Here is a 16,212-nt window from a genome sequence, read left to right as displayed (position 1 = left end):
TAAGAGCCCTCTAACACGGGCGCAAGCGGGGAGGGCGGCGTGTCGTACCACCACGGCGATCTCCGGTCGGCGCTGCTCGCGGCCAGCTTCGAGCTGCTGGCCGAGGGTGGCCTGGCCAAGTTCTCGGTGGCCGCGGTCGCGCGCCGGCTCGGGGTGAGCTCCGCCGCCCCGTACCGGCACTTTCCCGACCGGGCCCACCTGCTGAGCGCGGTGTCGGCCGTGGCCGCGCGGGATCTGCGGGCCGCCATCCTGGCCGACCCGGCGGGCGGGCTGCTCGCGGTGGCCGGGGCCTATGTGCGTTCCGTCGTCCGTACCGGCGCCGGTTTCCCGGTCATCTTCGCCGCCGAGCTGTACGCCGTCCCGGACGACGAGCGCCGCGAACACACCCGGGCCCTGATCTCCACGCTGCTCGAGCTGGCCCCCGGCCCCACCCACACCGAGGCGTTCCGGCAGGTGGAGGCCACGATCGCCGTCGCCCAGGGCTACGTGACGCTCTATTGCGAGGGCTTCTTCGACAGCCGCTCGGTGCCGGTCGACGACCTCGTCGCCCGCGCGGTCGAGGCGGCCCGCGCGCTGACGCAACCGGGCCGCACCCCGCAGGGCACGGCGTAGCTACCGCCGCCCCGGAGTCTCTTCGGGGTGACGACACGACAGGAACTCCGACCGGATCCGACGATCCGCCGAGCCCGCCGGGCCATCACCCTCCCGATCGCGGCGCTGGCCCTCGGCCTGACCGCCCTCGCGGCGCCCGCGCCGGCCGAGGCCGCCCCGCCCGCGGTGGCCCAGACCTGGAACACGCTGATGTACCGCAGCCTGACCCGCCAGCAGACGGCCGCGACGATGCAGGCCGCCATCGCCACCCAGAAAGCCACCGTCGTGACCCGGGCCGGCGAGGTCACCAACGCCACCAACGCCGGCATCGTGGCCGAGTCCGCCCTGACCACGGCCACCACCGCCGACACCACCGCCAGGACCCGGGTCACCGCCGCGCAGACGGCCCTGACCACCGCCAAGCAGAACCTGACCAAGGCGAACAAGAAGCCGCGCAACAAAGCCGCCGTCACCAAGGCCAAGAACGCGGTGGTCGCCGCGACCAAGACGCTGACCACGCGTCAGGCCGAGGCCAAGCAGGCCGCCGCCGCGCTGACCACTGCCAGGACCAATGCCCGTACGGCCACCGCGACGCTCGGCACCGCCATCGCGAACCGGGACGCCGCCGCGGCCGCGGTCACGCTCAGCCAGCAGAAGCTGGCCCAGCTGCCGACCGCCTACTCGCTGGCCACCCAGGCCTCGGCGCTCAGCCGGGACGTGGTCACACAGTCCCGGGCCGGCTTCGTGGTCGCCGACACCGTGCAGGTCAACGGCATCACCGTGCACCGCAGCGTCGCGTACGCCTTCCGGCGGATGCTCGACGACGCCCGGGCCAACGGCATCGTGCTCTCCGGCGGCGGCTTCCGCACCAAGGAGCGCCAGATCGAGCTGCGCAAGTCCAACGGCTGCCCCGACGTGTGGACCGCGCCGTCCTCCTCGTGCCGGGTGCCGACGGCCATCCCGGGCCGGTCGCTGCACGAGCTGGGCATGGCCGTCGACATCAGCCAGAACGGCAGGACCCTGACCCGCAGCAGCACCGGCTACAAGTGGCTGGTGACCCACGCCAGGGCGTACGGGTTCATCAACCTGCCCTCGGAGCCGTGGCACTGGTCGATCACCGGCGGCTGACCGGCTCGGCGTAGACCAGCACATTGTGCGAGTACGACCCGTCGCGGAAGTCCCCGCCGCACGTGATCAGCACCAGCCGCGGTGACGTGGCGGTGCTGAACACGTCGGCGGGCAGCTGCCGCTTGACGAAGCTGCGCCGGGCCACGGCCCGGTACTCGTACGTGGTGCGGCCCGCCCGCACCTCGATGCGGGCGCCCATGGGCAGGGTCTCCAACGAGTAGAGCGCGCCCCGCCCGTCCTCGGCCGTGTCGACGTGACCGGCGATCAGGACCGTGCCGCGCGACACGCCGGGCCGGGCCGACCCGATCCACCAGCCCAGCCGGGCCGGGTCGGCGGGGATCCGCAGTTCGCCGCCGCGCTCCACGCCGGCCGGATCGACCGGGGCGTCGACCTTCAGGCCGGGGATCACGACGCGGCCGGGCATCTCGGGGACGGGCCCGGCGGGCTTCGGCGGTGCCGCCCGCGTCGCCGCCGATGAGAAGGAGACGCCCGGAACTGCCGATGAGGGCGAGACGCCCGGAACCGCCGAGGACGGCACCGCGCCCGGAACCGCCGAGGACGGCGAGACGCCCGGAAGGGCCCCCGCGGACGTGGGGACCCTCCCGGGCTCGTGCAGCGTCGCGACGCCGATCGCCAGCGCGGTCAGGCCCACCACCAGCGCGGCCAGGCCCGCCACCCGCCGACCGGCATCGCGCATCGTCATGCCCGTACGGTCCGGCGCCGCACCAGCAGCAGTCCGGCCGCGACGACGAGCAGGGCGCCGATCCCGATCAGACCGATCGCGGCCGTGCTCAGCCCGCCGTTGTCGGCGGTGCCGCCGGTGCCGCTGTCGACCCCGCTCGGCACGCCCACGGCCCGGGCCGCCGCGTTCAGCGCGTCGTGGTGCGACGCGATCACCGGCGCGGCGTCCTGCGCCACCTTCTTCGCCCGGGCGTCGCTGCCGTCGGCGATCTCGGTGCGGCCCAGGCTCATCGCCTTCATGTGGGCGTCCATCTGGGTGGAGACGTACAGGGCGTCGAAGTCGTCACCCGACGCGGCCTGGTAACGCTCGGCCAGCGCCTGCTGCTCCGAGTTGGGCGCCGACGGCAGGTCGACACCGAGACCCTCGGCGGTCTGGCGCAGGGCCGCGTCGAGCTTGGTGTGGTCGGCGATGAATCGCGCGCCCAGATTCTTGACCTGCTCCGTGGTGCCCTTCTGCTGGGCGATCTTGCCACCCGCGATCTCGGCCAGGTTGGACTGGTGGGCCGCCTTGAGATAGGTGGCGTCCTGGTCGGAGGGTGCGGCCAGGGCGGCCGTCCCGGACAGGGCGAACAGCCCGGTGGCGGCGATCAGGACCGCCAGACGTCGCATCAACATTGTGGTATCCCTTCGTCGGGTGCGGCGGGTACCCGGACCCGAAGTCCCCATGCGAGGCAAATCGACGCAACTCAAAGAATCTTGGATGTTTTTCCTGAGCAGGGACAAAAGATATCGACGCAACATGTCAGGTGAGGGCCTGGACGATGTAGAGCACGGCCAGGGCGGCGGCCAGGCCGCCGAGCAGGAACCGCAGCGCCCGCTCGGGCAGGTGCGGTTGCAGGTGGGCGCCGAGATAACCGCCGACGAGCCCACCCGCGCCGCAGAGCAGCCCGAGCCGCCAGTCCGGCGCGATGTCGCCGGTCGTGATCAGGGCCAGAACGCCGTAGCCGGCCGCCCCCACGACGGACGTCAGGAACGTGGAGGTCAGAACGGCCGGAGCGAGCTGGGCCATCGGGATACCGCGACCGGCCAGGATCGGGCCCAGCAGGGAACCGCCGCCGATGCCGTAGATGCCCCCGATGGCACCCGCGCCGACGCCGAGGACGACCACGAGCCGGTCGGGCAGCGGTCTCGCCGGTCCCGGGGCGGCCGCGGGGCGCGCGGCGCGGAGACAGAGCCAGACACCCAGCGGCAGCAGGACGGCCGCGACGACGAGGCGGAACACGCGCGGGCCGGGCACGGCGAACACGCGGATGATCGCGCCGAGGAGGACACCGGGCACGGTGCCGATCAGCAGCAGCCGGGTCAGGGGCCCGGCCCGGCCTCCGGTGCGCCGGAACCGCAGCAGCGCACCCGGACCGGCGACGACGTTGAACAACAGATTGGTCGGGGTGACGGCGGGGCTGGGGACGTGCAGGACGCTCAGTTGCACCGGAAGCAGAAAGACCGCGCCGGAGACGCCCACGGGGGTGGTGACGGTGGCGATCAGCAGGCCGGCGGCGAAGGCGAGCAGACCACTGATCACGGCCGGGACTCTATCGCCCGGCCGTCGCGGGCCGACGCGCCGCGGGTGGTCGCCCCGCAGCGAGGGCGCCCACCCGCGGTCAGTTCCGGTCGTCGACGATGCGCCGGGCCTTGCCGACGGAACGTTCCAGACCGTCCGGGGGCAGCACCTCGACGGCCGCCGTGACCCCGATGTTCTGCTTGATCAGGGCGGCCAGCTCACGGCCGTCAGAGCTGGCGCCGGGCCGGGACTCGACCCGTACGGTCAACTCGTCCATGCGGCCCGGACGCGTGAGCACGCACTGGTAGTGCGGAGCCAGCCCCGGCACGCGCAGGATCAGCTCCTCGATCTGGGTCGGGAAGACGTTGACGCCCCGCACGATCATCATGTCGTCGGTGCGGCCGGTGATCCGCTGCATGCGCCGCATCGTGCGGGCCGTGCCGGGCAGCAGCCGGCTCAGGTCGCGCGTGCGGTAGCGGATGATCGGCATGGCCTCCTTGGTGAGCGAGGTGAACAGCAGCTCGCCCTGCTCGCCGTCCGGCCGCACGGCACCGGTGCCCGGGTCGATGACCTCGGGATAGAAGTGGTCCTCCCACACGTGCAGGCCGTCCTTGGTCTCCACGCACTCGGCGGCCACCCCGGGCCCGATCACCTCGGACAGGCCGTAGATGTCGACCGCGTCGATGCCGAGCCGGCTCTCCATCTCGGCCCGCATGTCCTCGGTCCACGGCTCGGCCCCGAACACGCCCACCCGCAGCGTCGTCGCGTGCGGGTCGAGGCCCTGCCGCTCCATCTCGTCGACGATGGTCAGCATGTAGCTCGGGGTGACCATGATGATGTCCGGCTCGAAGTCGGCGATCAGGCGGACCTGCCGCTCGGTCATGCCGCCCGACACCGGGATCACCGTGCAGCCGAGCCGTTCGGCGCCGTAGTGCGCGCCCAGCCCGCCGGTGAAGAGACCGTAGCCGTACGCGACGTGCACCCGGTCGCCCGGACGGCCGCCTGCGGCCCGGATCGAGCGGGCCACCACATCCGCCCACATGTCGAGGTCGGCTCGGGTGTAACCGACCACGGTGGGGCGGCCGGTGGTGCCGCTCGACGCGTGGATGCGCGCGATCCGGTCGCGGGGCACGGCGAACATCCCGTACGGGTACGTCTCGCGCAGGTCCTGCTTGGTGGTGAAGGGGAACCGCGCGAGGTCCTCCAGCGAGCGGCAGTCCGACGGGCTGACCCCGGCGTCGTCGAACTTGCGCCGGTAGAGGGGCACGTTCTCGTACGCGTGCCGCAGGGTCCGCTGCAGCCGATCGAGTTGCAGGGACCGCAGCTCGTCGCGCGAGGCCGTCTCGATCGGCTCCAGCGCGGTCATGCCGGGCGCCGCTGCTGCGGTACGGCCGGGCGCAGCGCCCCGTCGCGGGCCAGTTCCGTCAGCACGGCATTGAGGTCGTCGACGTGCTGCTCGGTGTGCGCGGCGGTCAGCTGCACCCGGAAACCGATCTCGTCGCGCGGCACACCGGGGTAGGGCGCGAGCGTCACGTACTGCCCGGCCCGCCACAGCCGCTCGGACACGGCGATCAGGTCGTGCTCGGGCGAGATGGGGATCTCGACGACCGGTGTGTCGTGCACATTGAGAGTGTGCACGCCCATTCCCCGTACGTGGGAAAGCAGTTTTGCCGTCAGACGATAAAGGTGCCCTCGCAGCTCGTCGCCGCGCTTGTCGTTGACGTCGAGCCCGGCCATGACCGTGGCCAGCGAGGCCACCGGGGACGGACCCGAGTACAGGTAGGTCGGGGCGTCGACCTTGAGCTTGTTCTTCGCCGCGGTCGGCAGGGCCAGGAAGGCCAGCAGCGACGAGTACGCCTTGGAGAAGCCGCCGACGAGGATGACGTTGTCGTACGATTCGCCCGCGTGCTTGACGATGGCGTTGCCGCGCATGCCGTACGGGGAACTCTCGATCGGGCTGCGCTCACCGATGACACCCATGCCGTGCGCGTCGTCGACGTAGAGCACGGCGTCGTGCTCGCGGCAGAGCGCGGCGTACTTCGTCAGATCGGGGATGTCGCCGGTCATGCTGTTGACGCCGTCCATGCACACCATGACCGGGCGGGCCGTGGCCTCCTTGAGCAGGCGCTCCAGCTCCTCCAGGTCACCCGAGCGGAAGCGTTTCATGGTGGCGCCCTGGCCGCGCGCGAAGACGCAGCCGTCGTAGATCGTGCGGTGGGCGCGGCTCTCCATGATGAGCGTGCCCCGGCCGATCAGGGCCGGGATGACGCCCAGGTGGATCTGCGAGATCGTCGGCAGCAGCAGCACGTCCTCGGCGCCGAGCAGCTCGGTCAGCCGCTCCTCCAGCTGCGGATAGATCTGCGGGCTGCCCAGCATGCGCGACCAGCTGGGATGGGTGCCCCAGCGGCGCAGCTGCGGCTCGACGGCCTCGATGATCTCGGTGTCCAGGTCGAAGCCGAGGTAGTTGCAGGACGCCCAGTCCACGAGCCAGTCCTGGCCGATGCGGATGCGGCGGCCGTCGATCTCTTCGATGACGGCGTCGTACATCCGGCTGTTGACGCGGAGGTCTTCGATGTCATGGGTTTGGGCCGGCACGGGGCACCTCTTTCCTTACGTGATCAACGTGGCCGTACCCGGGAGATCGTCGATCAATCTGAATAGTCAGATCGATCGCATTCCCGCCAGCCGTTCGATCTTCTGCAGGGTGGGGACCGGCTTTGCGGGCGTACGGATCTTCGCTCGTTAACCGGGTGCCGCCGGTCCGCGCATCGACTACGGTCGGCGGTCATGACCTTCGTCACGGCCGGCCCGCTGCGCCTGTGGACCGAGCGGACCGGCGACCCCGACCGGCCCGCCGTCCTGCTGCTCATGGGGGCGTCCGCGCAGAGCCTGACCTGCCCCGACGCGCTGATCGAGCGGCTCGTCGGCCGGGGCGTGCAGGTGATCCGCTACGACTCCCGCGACACCGGGCGCTCCAGCCTCGTCGACTACGACCGATCCCCGTACGGGCTGGCCGGCCTGGCCGCGGACGCGCTGGCCGTGCTGGACGCGTACGGGCTGGACACAGCCCACATCGCCGGGTTCTCGATGGGCGGCATGGTCGCGCAGTGGCTGGGCGTGCACGCGCCGGCCCGCGTCCGGTCGCTGACACTGATCACGAGCACGCCGATGGACTACGACCCCGGGCCGCTCTGGCGCGGCGAGCCGTCCCCGACCCCGTTGCCGCCGCCCGCCCCCGCGTTCCTGCGCTACCTGGACGAGACGGCGGACAGCCCGCCCGGGGTGGAGACCGACGTCGCCCTGTTCCGGGTGATGAACGGCGACAAGCGCCCGCTGGACGAGGCGGCCACCCGGGCCATGCTCGAACGCTGCTGGGCCCGGGTCGTCGACCCCGAAGCGGCCGGTCACCACCAGCGGGCCGGCACGTGGCTGACCCCCGACCGGCTCGTGCCCCTGTCCACGATCACGGCCCCGGCGAGGATCGTCTCCGGCGACGCGGACCCGATCTACGCCCCGGCCCACGGCGAGGCCCTGGCCGCCGCCATCCCGCAGGCCGACCTGCACGTCGTGCCCGGAATGGGCCACGTCTGCTTCTCGCCGGGCCTGCCCGAGGAACTGGCCGACCTGATCCTGGTCAAGCCGTGACGATGCCGTCCGGTGTCTCGACGCGGCAGCAGGTGCCGTTCAGAATCTCCAGCAGCGTGTCCCGCACGCGGCTCACGTCCTGCGGGCCGAGCGCCAGGCGCAGTTCGTGCACGCGGGGAAAACCCAGTGCCTCGGCCGCCCGCCGGTTGTACTCGAAGGTCAGCACGTCACCGAGCAGGGTCCACGAGCTGACGGCACCGTGCGCCAGGGTGCCGTCGCCGTTGAACACTTCCTCGGCGTCCTCCCGGTCGTGCAGCCGCACCACTGTCCGGCCGCCCGCCAGCAGGGCCACCGACGTCCCGTCGTGCACGTGCACCTGATCGACGCGAATCATCTGCCTATAGTGCCGGGCATGCGGGTGGAGATGGACGGCGACCGGATCGCGAGCGAGGCCGACGTGCACCGGCAGCTGGCCGCGCTGCTCGACTTCGGGCCCTACTACGGCAAGAACCTGGACGCGTTGTGGGATCGGCTGACCACCGACGTGCCGAGGCCGGTGCATCTGGTCTGGACGGCGGCCGCGGCCAGCCGGGCGGCCATGGGGGCGTTCGCCTTCGAGCGCGTCGATCGGGTGCTGCGCCAGGTGGCCGAGCGGGACGCGCATCGTGAACCGGCGGATCGCTTCACCTACGAGCTGGGTGGACCCCAGCCGGCCTGAATCGCGCCGGGCGGGATACGGCCACCGTGATGGGAGCTGACCGGCCGGGTGTGCCAGGTCATCGCCGCCCGCGCCCAGGTCTCGGCATGGGCGGCGATGGCGTCCGGCAACGTCTCGAGCGCAAACTTCACGGCGCGACTATGACACCTGCACCGAGTGGGCCCGACCGGGTTCTGGACGCCTGGTGCGGCGCCGAAGTCGTGGCGGCACTGCAGCCGCCGGCGAGGCAAGCTGGGGGCATGGGCGAGCGGTGGAGCACGGACGACCTGAAAGCGATCGGGAGTGCCCAGGAGCTTGAGATCGCTGTGCGGCGCAGTGACGGCGGCTTGGGGCGCTGGACCCCGATCTGGGTCGTGTGCGCGGGCGGGGAGGTGTTCGTGCGGACCTGGCACCGGCGGGAGACCGGCTGGTACGGGGGTGTGCTGCGGACCGGGCGGGCCCGGGTGCGGGCCGGTGGGCTGGTGACCGACGTGCTGGTGGAGGACGTCGGGGAGACGGCGCGCAGCGAGGTCGACGCGGCCTACCGCGGCAAGTACACCGGTGGCGTCGCCGACATGGTCAGCGACAGCGCCGCGCTCTCCACGTTGCGGCTGCGGCCCGCGTCTTGAGGGTCAGAGGCTGCGCGCCTCCCAGACGAAGCCGAAGCCGGCCCGGCCGCCCTGTGCGCTGTCGTCGTCGGCCAGCACCGGCGTGAACCGGTAGGGGCGGGTCGCGGCGCTCCGGCCCGTCGGCTGCCACCGGCCCGGTCCGAGGCCGTTGACCCAGCCCGCGTTGCCGGCCAGGGTCCGCAGGGTGGCGTCGCCGACGGTGGTCCACGTGCCGGGGGCGGCGCACGACGAGCCCGAGCCGAGGTCGATCCGCATCCGCAGCAGGGAGCCCAGGTTCTGCCCGTGCTCGTCCAGGCCGGTCAGGGAGAGCCGCACCTCGGCCGCCACGTCACCGGTGTAGGTGACCTCGATGCAGCGCGGCGTGCCGGCACCGGGGGCCAGGTCGGCCGAGTCGAACAGGGCCCGGCCCGCGTCGTTGTCCGTCAGCGTCACGGCGCCGCTGGTCCACGTGTTGCCCGGGATCACGACGTCGTTGCTGAGGGCCGCGTCCGTGGCCTGCCAGACGACGGCCGACGCGGTGATCGCGCCGAGGACCGCCACGCCGAGCTTTCGCCGCCGCCGGGTGGTCACCGCGCCACCTCGGCCGGCCGGTCGACCGGCCCGGACGCGGCGAAGGCGACCCGGTTGCGGCCGGCCCGCTTCGACTCGTAGAGGGCGGCGTCGGCCGACGCGATCAGGGTCGCCGCGTCGGTGCCGTGTGCCGGGCACGACGCCACGCCCACGCTGGCCGTCACGGCGGTCACCGTGTCCACCGCGCCGATGGCCAGCCGGATCCGCTCGGCCGCGCTCAGGGCGGAGACGGCGTCGCGGCCCGGCATGACCACGGCGAACTCCTCGCCGCCGTACCGGGCCACCAGGTCGTTCTCGCCGATCGCGCCCGTGACCGCGGCGGCCACCAGGCGCAGCACCTCGTCGCCGGTCAAGTGCCCGTACGTGTCGTTGAGCCGTTTGAAGTGGTCGATGTCGACCAGCGCCAGGGCCAGGTCGGTCCCGCCCGCGGCGGCGTGCCGCAGCTCGGCCGCGAACGCCTCGTCGAAGCGTTTACGGTTGGCCACCCGGGTCAGGCCGTCGGTGTCCGCGGTGGCCCGGATGTGTTCGGTCAGCACGATCCGGTCCAGCGCCACCGAGGCGTGCAAAGTGGCCTGCAGGGCTGTCTCCAGCACCCGGCGCTCGAGGCGGTCCTTGCGCACCTCGACGACCAGCGCGCCGGCCACCTTGTCGATGGTGAACGGCAGCACCGCGACGTTGCGCGCATCCGGCAGCATCGCGGCCAGCCACGCATCCGCGTCGGGGTCGAGCCGGCGCAGCAGCAGCGGCCCCGACGCCATGGCCTGCCGGATCACCGAGCGCGGCCCCGGTTCGCTGTCCGCACCGAGCGCGCCGAGCCGGGTCGTCCGGGTCATCTCCACGTACGCGCCGATGGTGTGGCCACCCTCGCCTGCGGTGGGCGGCTGCACGTGGGCCAGCACCACGGCTTTACGGGCGGGCATTTCCTCGTACGCGAACTCGGCCAGAGCGGCGGCGACCGTGACGGCGTCGGGGGCGGTGGAGGTGCGCAAGCCGAACTGCCGCAGCTGCTCACTGTCGTGGCGCCGCCGCCGCAACTCGCGCTCGTTCATCGCGGCGAACCCGGCCGTGCTGGCCACGGCGGCCCACAGCACGCCGAAGAACGCCCACGGGGTCGGCGACGGGGTGCCGGGCAGCATCTCGAGCATCACGGCGTCGATGACGAGCACAGCGACGAAACAGTGCCAGACCGCCAGCCGTACGCCGGTGCGGAACGACGCCAGCAGCGTGACCGCCACGGCGTGCAGCACGATCAGGAACTCGACGACGTGCTGCTGGTCGCCCAGCGCCCACTTCGCCAGGGCCAGCAGCACACCGTCGCCCAGCAGGGACAGGGTCAGCGCGGCGCGGGCGATCCGCCGGCCCGCCCGCGGCGCGAGCATCGACAGCGCCGTCCCGGCCGGCCAGGCCAGCGCCAGACCGGCCCACGTGCTCCCCGTGCCCGCCGGGGCGTCGCTCCACCACCAGGTGGCCAGCACCGCGACGGCCAGGACGGCCCGCCAGCCCAGCATCCACTGGATCCGGTCGGCCACCGGCACCAGCTCACCCGGCTTGACCGGTCTAGTCTTTCGGTTCGCCACGGTCGACCTCGTTGTTGTCGGTGAATTCCAGGTACGGCTCGCGCAGCACGGGGGCCAGGGCCAGCTTGGGGTCGCGCCGGTCCGAGCGGTCCACGGCGAACAGCAGCAGCCACATCGCGGCCAGCGAGAACAGCAGGTGCCAGGGATGGCGCGCGGTGGCGTCGAGCAGCTGCCAGGCGCCCCGGACGACGGCGCCCAGCGACTCGCTCCACGGGCTGCGACCGGCCTCGCCGCCCGGCTCCGCGGCGACCCCGGGCGCGGGGGTCCCGGACCGGGCCGGGCCGACCGGGGTCACGGGCGGGACGCCGATCGAGGGGGTCACGGCCGGCTGCCCGGCCACGGGGGCACCCCGCGGGGGCGTGACGCTGCTCGTGGGTCCGGGGCTGGTGGGCGCAGGGCCGGTCGGGGTCCTCGGCGTGGCACCCGCGCCCGGGTTCAGCAGCCACCGCAACGTCGCCCCGCCGGACGTGTGCTGGAGGGTGTCGTCGCCGGCGACGTCCACGGTCAGCCGGTAGGTGCGGGACTCCGTGGTGGCCGGCGTCCACCCCGTGGCCACGCCACCGGCGACGGCCAGGCCGGTCAGCGGCCCCTCGTAGACGGTCGCGCCGGTGAAGCCCGAGCAGTCACCCAGCGTGCCGCCCGTGCCCAGCTCGACCCGCATCCGCAGGCCGGCCACGAGCGGCCCGCTCAGGTCGGCCGCCTGCAGGCGCACCTCCCGGCCGGCGTGGGTGATCCGCACACAGTTGCTGACCTCGTGCCCGGGCACCAGCTGCCGGGCCGAGAACAGCGCGCCGTCGCCCGCGGCCAGCGAGATCCGGGCGAGCTCGGGCGCGCCGCCGTCCCGCCCGCCCAGCGACCCGAGCACGAGGACCCCGGCCGCGGCGGCGGTGACGAGCGCAGCGGACGAGAAGCGCGCGGCGACTACCACGAGAGGGGCTATCGGCCGGGCGAACTCGCGCTTGAGGAGTCGTACGGGCTCAGCAGTCCGGGGAACACGCCGATCGGGACAGGTGATGCTCGGCGGAGAAATCACCGGTCGGCGCGTGCTCGAGCTGCTGCTCGACGTGCGCGACGCCCTGGTCGCCTGCCTGGTGGGCATGCTGCTGGTGGCGGTGGCGCCGATCGTGATCGGCTGGCGCAGCACCGTCGTCGTGAGCGGGTCGATGGAGCCGGTGATCAAGCCCGGTGACGTCGTGGCCGCCCGCCCCGTCGCGGCCGCCGACCGTACGGGCATCAGGCCCGGAACGGTCGTGCTGGTCGAGGATCCGGCCGAGCCCGGGCGCCTGCTGATGCACCGCCTGGTCCGCTACGACGAGCAGGGCCGGCTGATCCTCAAGGGCGACGCCAACCAGGCCGCCGACAGCACGCCCGTGCCGCCCGAGCGGCTGCGCGGGGTGGCCCGGATGCGGGTCCCGAAGGTCGGCCTGCCCTACCTGTGGGTGCAGCAGGACCGTTACCTGCCCGTCGTGGCGTTCGCCGTGCTGCTGGTGGCGCTGATCGCCTGGCAGCCCCGCGACCCCGACGACGGCACCGCACCCGGCTGGCCCCGGCGGAACAGTCCCCAGCCGCAACGCTCCTGGCGGCCCTTGGACAAGGCGGTTTACCGGGCAACCGTTTAGCAACCGGCCCATTACTGGTGCCTCCCCGTTCTGCGACCGAAAGAGACCCTCGACGGCCGCAGGACGCAGCCGTTCTTGACAGGACGTCTCTGAGGAGCACTCGTGGGCTGGACCGGACGAAAGTCGGCGGAACAAACGGACAACCGGCGCCGTCGGGGACGGGTGGCCGTCTTCGCCGGCCTGATCGCCGCCTCGGCGGTGGTGTGGCAGGCGTCGTACGCGGGCTTCACCGGCGTCACCAGCAACCCGGGCAACACCCTGGCCGCCGGTACGGTGTCGATCGCCGACAACGACGCCAACTCGGCCATGTTCACCGCGTCGAACGTCGCCCCCGGCGTCGCGGGTGTCGCCTGCATCGGCGTGCAGTACACCGGCTCCCTCACCCCGTCGGCGATCAAGCTGTACTTCACCGGGGCCGAGGAGTCGAACGCGGGCGGCGCCTACGCCCCGTGGGTGAGCCTGAACGACACCACGTCGGTGATGGACAACAACACCACGCTGCGCATCGAGGTCAGCAACACCGACCTGGTCAGCGACCCGCTCAACTCCTGCACGCCCACCGGCTACGGCGCCTACAGCGACGTCACCGCGGCCACCGGCATGAACACCCTGATCGACACCAACAAGACGTTCGCCACGGGCCTGCCGTCGAACTGGGGCACGGTCACGCCGAACCGCTGGCGGGTCTTCCGGTTCACGTACCTGCTGGACCCGGCCGTGACCGACGCGGCCCAGGGCGACGGCGTCAAGTTCAACGTCGTCTGGGAAGCCCGCAGCTGATGCTGGAGCCGGCTCCGGCGGTGTCCCCCCCACCGCCGGAGCCGGCTCTTTCGGCGTCCGGTGCGGGCTGTGCGGGTCAGGCCTCGTCCGCCCCTTGCGGGTGCCGGCGTCGGCCGAGCCGGGGACGCTGAGCCGGCGCCCGTCGGGCGGTCCAGGTCATCCGGAAGCGGGCAGACGCACCTCTCAACCTGTGATGACCGCGGCGATCAGGGGCGCGGCTGATCCCGGCCGTAGCGGGCGGTCAGCGCGAGAGCGCGGTCGTGCAGGGCCGTGCGGAGCCACTGCGGCTCGAGGACCTCGGCGCCGGGGGAGAGCTGCCACAGGGCCCACTCGGCGTGGCGCCCGTCCTGAAAGGTGACCTCCAGCGTGGGCCCGTCCTCGCTCAGGACGGCCAGCACGGTCCGGAGCAACTGCTCACGGGAGTCCGGGTCGAGCCGCACCCGTACGGTGACCTGGTGGTCGCCCGCCCGGAACCGGGTGCTGCGGTCCCGCCAGGCCCGGTCGAGGTCGACCCGGTCGGGACGCTCGGCCGGCTCGTCGAGCGCCTCGGCCGCCAGCACCCGTGACAACCGGTAGGTGCGGTCCTCGCCCGACCTGGCGGCCAGCAGATAGCCCTGATCGCGCACGGTCACCAGGCCGATCGGGTCGACGGTGCGCCACGCCGGCGCCTTGCCGTCCGGCGCGTAGCGGATGCGCACCTTGTGACCGGCCAAGACAGCGATGCGCAGCTCAGCCACGACCGCGTCGGGCAGTTCCTCGGTGACCAGCGGCCGCGACAGCAGGTCGGTCCGCGGGTCGACGAGCAGCCGCTGGGTCGCGCCCGCCGCGGCGACCCGGTGGCTGTCGGGCAACGCGTCGACCACCTTCAGCATGGCCGAGGCGAGAGCCGACCCCAGCCCGAACGTCTGCGCGCCGCGCCGCGACCCGGCGATCAGCAGGGCCAGGGCCTCGTCGTGGCTGAGCCCGGTGAGCTCGGTGCGGAATCCCGGCAGCAGCGCGAACCCGCCGTTGCGGCCGCGTTCGGCGTAGACCGGGACACCCGCCGCGGACAGCGCCTCGATGTCGCGCAGCACCGTGCGTGTCGAGACCTCGAGCTCGCGGGCCAGGGCGGCCGCCGAGAGCCGGCCCCGCTGACGGAGCAGCAACACCAGCGAGACCAGGCGGTCGGCGCGCACCCGCAGAAGCTAACAGCAATACATGACACAGGGTGTCGTGTATCGGCGGCCAGGCTGATTCCCGTTGGTTCTCGACGAAGGAGTGAATGTGGCGATGCAGCGCACGGCGGTCAACCCGGTGCAGTGGTCGGTGGCGATGGGATTCAACCAGGGGGAGCTGGTCACCGGCCAGACCCGCACCCTGTATCTGTCGGGTCAGACCGCGATGAGCGCGGAGGGCCGCCCCGCACACGACGGCGACCTCCCGGCCCAGCTGGCACTGAGCCTGGACAACGTGGAATCGGTGCTGGCCGGGGCGGGCATGGTCCTGACCCATCTGGTTCGCCTCACCGTCTACACCACCGACGTCGACCTGCTCCGGCAGCACTACGGGGTCCTGGCCGCCCGCCTGGCCGCGGCCGGGGCCGCCCCGGCCACCACGATGCTGGGCGTGACCCGCCTGGCCGTCCCGGGCCAGCTGGTCGAACTGGAAGGCACCGCCGTGGCCTGACGCCGATCAGCTGACGGCCGGCACCCTCGACGTGCCGGATGACGCGGCCAGCCGCCGGTGCACGGAGCCGACGTCCGCCACCGCCTCCCAGACCTGCGCGGCGGCCGCTTCGATGACAGCTTCGACCCGGACCGTTGCCATTGACAATCCTTCCCCCGTACGACCTAGCCGGCCCACGCGGGGCCCAGCGTGGTCAGTCTCGCGTCCAGGTCGTCCACCCACGACGCCGGGGTGCCCCCGCCGGGGAGGGGTGCGCCCGCCTCGGCCCGCCACAGGGCATCACCCAGCACCGCGCGCAGGTGCCAGGCCATGACCCGTTCGAGGTCGAGGGGGGCGCCGGCCAGCCGCTCGTACTCGGTCACGGTCTGCAGGAACAGCCCCGGGCCGCAGTCGGACGGCAGGCACCGCAGGTCGAACTCGGGCTCGCCGACCGCCGCCGACTCCCAGTCGATGACCAGGTGCAGGCGGCCGTCGAGCCAGAGGTGGTTGTCGCCGTGGAAGTCCCCGTGCACGAGCACCCGGCGGCCGGGGGTGGCCAGGATGCTGTCGGCTCGGTCGCACCAGGCGAGCACACGGTCGCGCTGCCCGGCCCGGATCAACGCCGGCAACCGGGCCCGCAGCGCGTTCATCGACGTGTGATCGGTTGCCGCCGGCAGCGTCGGAGCCGGGAGTGTTTCGACTGCCGCGCGGAGCGCCCGTGTGTCGTGGAGCGTGGCCAGTGCGGCTGCCAGGTCGCGGGCCGCGGTTGGCGTGTCGAGGTGGTGGCGCGCGTCGAAGAACGGCACCGCGGGGGAGCGCCGGGTCACCAGCAGGGCCGGGCTGTGCGAGACCGCGACAACGTGCGGGAGGGGCAGGTCCGGCGCCGCCGCGCGCAGCAACTCCAGGATCCGGGCCTGGTGCACGATGCGGCGGGCCGGTGGCTCGGCCCAGGCGAACTTCACCACGTAGCGGCCGTCGACCACCGCGGTCGATGCCCTCCACTCGGGCGGCGTGGACGGTGACAGGCCCTGCGGCGGGTCCGGTGTGGTCCGGCGCGGCACGATGGCGCCCTCGGCCAGGGCGGGCGCCACCGTGCGGAGCGCGGCTCTCAGGGCTTCGACGGAGGGGCCGGGCAGCCAGGTGATCACGG

The 16,212-nt window shown here is 72.9% G+C and carries 21 protein-coding genes; 8 read left to right on the top strand and 13 right to left on the bottom strand.

The annotated features are described in order from the left end of the window. The first annotated feature begins 39 nt into the window (after positions 1-39). Together BKA14_RS12195 and BKA14_RS12190 are read left to right on the top strand one after the other, a co-directional pair. Positions 40-612 (top strand): TetR/AcrR family transcriptional regulator, encoded by a 573-nt coding sequence (locus tag BKA14_RS12195; RefSeq protein ID WP_184951034.1) that lies wholly within the window; start codon positions 40-42, stop codon positions 610-612. 27 nt (positions 613-639) lie between these two features. Next, positions 640-1,719 (top strand): M15 family metallopeptidase, encoded by a 1,080-nt coding sequence (locus tag BKA14_RS12190; protein ID WP_239093564.1) that lies wholly within the window; start codon positions 640-642, stop codon positions 1,717-1,719. Here BKA14_RS12190 and BKA14_RS12185 read toward each other — a convergent pair. The 5 genes from BKA14_RS12185 to BKA14_RS12165 form a co-directional block, all read right to left on the bottom strand. Continuing rightward, complete coding sequence (locus BKA14_RS12185) at positions 1,706-2,422, bottom strand: class F sortase (RefSeq protein ID WP_184951033.1); 717 nt, start codon at positions 2,420-2,422, stop codon at positions 1,706-1,708. The genes BKA14_RS12190 and BKA14_RS12185 overlap by 14 nt on opposite strands. Then, positions 2,419-3,075 (bottom strand): DUF4142 domain-containing protein, encoded by a 657-nt coding sequence (locus BKA14_RS12180; protein WP_184951032.1) that lies wholly within the window; start codon positions 3,073-3,075, stop codon positions 2,419-2,421. Before BKA14_RS12180 ends, BKA14_RS12185 begins: the two co-directional genes overlap by 4 nt. Before the next feature lie 127 nt (positions 3,076-3,202). After that, positions 3,203-3,982, bottom strand: a complete 780-nt coding sequence (locus BKA14_RS12175) for a sulfite exporter TauE/SafE family protein (RefSeq protein ID WP_184951031.1) — start codon at positions 3,980-3,982, stop codon at positions 3,203-3,205. Between the two features lie 79 nt (positions 3,983-4,061). Continuing rightward, entirely contained in the window at positions 4,062-5,327 is a 1,266-nt protein-coding gene (gene paaK, locus BKA14_RS12170) for a phenylacetate--CoA ligase PaaK (protein ID WP_184951030.1), read from the bottom strand. Further along, positions 5,324-6,556, bottom strand: coding sequence for an aminotransferase class I/II-fold pyridoxal phosphate-dependent enzyme (locus tag BKA14_RS12165; RefSeq protein WP_239093566.1), 1,233 nt, complete (start codon positions 6,554-6,556; stop codon positions 5,324-5,326). The genes paaK and BKA14_RS12165 overlap by 4 nt, the downstream gene beginning before the upstream one ends. Before the next feature lie 192 nt (positions 6,557-6,748). Between BKA14_RS12165 and BKA14_RS12160 the strand changes: the two genes are divergently transcribed. Next, positions 6,749-7,606: an alpha/beta fold hydrolase gene (locus tag BKA14_RS12160; RefSeq protein WP_184951029.1), complete on the top strand. Its 858-nt coding sequence runs from the start codon at positions 6,749-6,751 to the stop codon at positions 7,604-7,606. Here BKA14_RS12160 and BKA14_RS12155 read toward each other — a convergent pair. After that, positions 7,596-7,940, bottom strand: a complete 345-nt coding sequence (locus BKA14_RS12155) for a hypothetical protein (RefSeq protein WP_184951028.1) — start codon at positions 7,938-7,940, stop codon at positions 7,596-7,598. The genes BKA14_RS12160 and BKA14_RS12155 overlap by 11 nt on opposite strands. 18 nt (positions 7,941-7,958) lie before the next feature. Between BKA14_RS12155 and BKA14_RS12150 the strand changes: the two genes are divergently transcribed. After that, entirely contained in the window at positions 7,959-8,264 is a 306-nt protein-coding gene (locus BKA14_RS12150) for a barstar family protein (RefSeq protein ID WP_184951027.1), read from the top strand. Here the strand turns inward: BKA14_RS12150 and BKA14_RS12145 are convergent. Beyond that, positions 8,234-8,395: a hypothetical protein gene (locus BKA14_RS12145; protein ID WP_184951026.1), complete on the bottom strand. Its 162-nt coding sequence runs from the start codon at positions 8,393-8,395 to the stop codon at positions 8,234-8,236. The two genes, BKA14_RS12150 and BKA14_RS12145, sit on opposite strands and share 31 nt — an antisense overlap. Positions 8,396-8,503: 108 nt before the next feature. Between BKA14_RS12145 and BKA14_RS12140 the strand changes: the two genes are divergently transcribed. Further along, the gene (locus BKA14_RS12140) at positions 8,504-8,872 is read left to right on the top strand and encodes a DUF2255 family protein (protein ID WP_184951025.1); all 369 of its coding nucleotides are present in this window, start codon (positions 8,504-8,506) and stop codon (positions 8,870-8,872) included. 3 nt (positions 8,873-8,875) lie between these two features. On the opposite strand, the gene BKA14_RS12135 is transcribed toward BKA14_RS12140, so the two are convergent. The 3 genes from BKA14_RS12135 to BKA14_RS12125 are packed head-to-tail and all read right to left on the bottom strand — an operon-like array spanning position 8,876 to position 11,947. Continuing rightward, positions 8,876-9,442 carry a hypothetical protein gene (locus tag BKA14_RS12135; RefSeq protein WP_184951024.1) on the bottom strand — a complete coding sequence of 189 codons (567 nt, stop codon included), beginning with the start codon at positions 9,440-9,442 and terminating at the stop codon, positions 8,876-8,878. Next, complete coding sequence (locus BKA14_RS45005) at positions 9,439-11,019, bottom strand: GGDEF domain-containing protein (RefSeq protein ID WP_184951023.1); 1,581 nt, start codon at positions 11,017-11,019, stop codon at positions 9,439-9,441. The genes BKA14_RS12135 and BKA14_RS45005 overlap by 4 nt, the downstream gene beginning before the upstream one ends. Then, positions 11,000-11,947, bottom strand: coding sequence for a hypothetical protein (locus BKA14_RS12125; RefSeq protein ID WP_184951022.1), 948 nt, complete (start codon positions 11,945-11,947; stop codon positions 11,000-11,002). The genes BKA14_RS45005 and BKA14_RS12125 overlap by 20 nt, the downstream gene beginning before the upstream one ends. A gap of 85 nt (positions 11,948-12,032) precedes the next feature. Between BKA14_RS12125 and BKA14_RS12120 the strand changes: the two genes are divergently transcribed. Both BKA14_RS12120 and BKA14_RS12115 read left to right on the top strand, forming a co-directional pair. Beyond that, entirely contained in the window at positions 12,033-12,638 is a 606-nt protein-coding gene (locus BKA14_RS12120; RefSeq protein ID WP_184951021.1) for a signal peptidase I, read from the top strand. Between the two features lie 162 nt (positions 12,639-12,800). Continuing rightward, entirely contained in the window at positions 12,801-13,418 is a 618-nt protein-coding gene (locus BKA14_RS12115; RefSeq protein WP_184951020.1) for a hypothetical protein, read from the top strand. A 206-nt stretch (positions 13,419-13,624) separates the two neighbouring features. Here the strand turns inward: BKA14_RS12115 and BKA14_RS12110 are convergent, their stop codons facing one another. Further along, positions 13,625-14,593: a helix-turn-helix transcriptional regulator gene (locus tag BKA14_RS12110; protein WP_184951019.1), complete on the bottom strand. Its 969-nt coding sequence runs from the start codon at positions 14,591-14,593 to the stop codon at positions 13,625-13,627. A gap of 94 nt (positions 14,594-14,687) precedes the next feature. Between BKA14_RS12110 and BKA14_RS12105 the strand changes: the two genes are divergently transcribed. Next, positions 14,688-15,083: a RidA family protein gene (locus tag BKA14_RS12105; protein WP_184956710.1), complete on the top strand. Its 396-nt coding sequence runs from the start codon at positions 14,688-14,690 to the stop codon at positions 15,081-15,083. 6 nt (positions 15,084-15,089) lie between these two features. On the opposite strand, the gene BKA14_RS43825 is transcribed toward BKA14_RS12105, so the two are convergent. After that, on the bottom strand, positions 15,090-15,224 hold the full coding sequence (locus BKA14_RS43825; protein ID WP_260416502.1) for a hypothetical protein: 135 nt from the start codon (positions 15,222-15,224) through the stop codon (positions 15,090-15,092). 23 nt (positions 15,225-15,247) lie between these two features. Beyond that, positions 15,248-16,210, bottom strand: coding sequence for a phosphotransferase (locus BKA14_RS12100; protein ID WP_184951018.1), 963 nt, complete (start codon positions 16,208-16,210; stop codon positions 15,248-15,250). Positions 16,211-16,212 lie beyond the last annotated feature (2 nt).

It is taken from the genome of Paractinoplanes abujensis (assembly GCF_014204895.1).
GTDB lineage: Bacteria > Actinomycetota > Actinomycetes > Mycobacteriales > Micromonosporaceae > Actinoplanes > Actinoplanes abujensis.
Note: the sequence above shows the minus strand (reverse complement) of the source record. Positions and strands in the feature narration are given on the sequence as shown.